The sequence below is a fragment of the Pantoea sp. EKM10T genome (genome assembly GCF_011800685.1).
GTDB lineage: Bacteria > Pseudomonadota > Gammaproteobacteria > Enterobacterales > Enterobacteriaceae > Pantoea > Pantoea agglomerans.
On record NZ_JAALEU010000031.1, the window covers coordinates 1 to 365 of the forward strand.

1 rRNA gene is annotated in these 365 nt (G+C 53.7%); it reads right to left on the reverse strand.

Features of this window, described 5'->3' with window-relative positions:
• Positions 1-365 (reverse strand): 23S ribosomal RNA (locus tag HFD95_RS21895); the annotation flags it as partial.

Below are 365 nucleotides of genomic sequence, written 5' to 3' on the forward strand. Positions count from 1 at the left end.
CGGATAACCCCATCAATTAACCTTCCGGCACCGGGCAGGCGTCACACCGTATACGTCCACTTTCGTGTTTGCACAGTGCTGTGTTTTTAATAAACAGTTGCAGCCAGCTGGTATCTTCGACTGGCTTCGGCTCGGGGAGCAAGTCCCTCCACCTACGCGCCAGCGTGCCTTCTCCCGAAGTTACGGCACCATTTTGCCTAGTTCCTTCACCCGAGTTCTCTCAAGCGCCTTGGTATTCTCTACCTGACCACCTGTGTCGGTTTGGGGTACGATTCTGTGTTACCTGATGCTTAGAGGCTTTTCCTGGAAGCTGGGCATTTATCACTTCAGCACCGTAGTGCCTCGTCGTCACGCCTCAGCGTTAA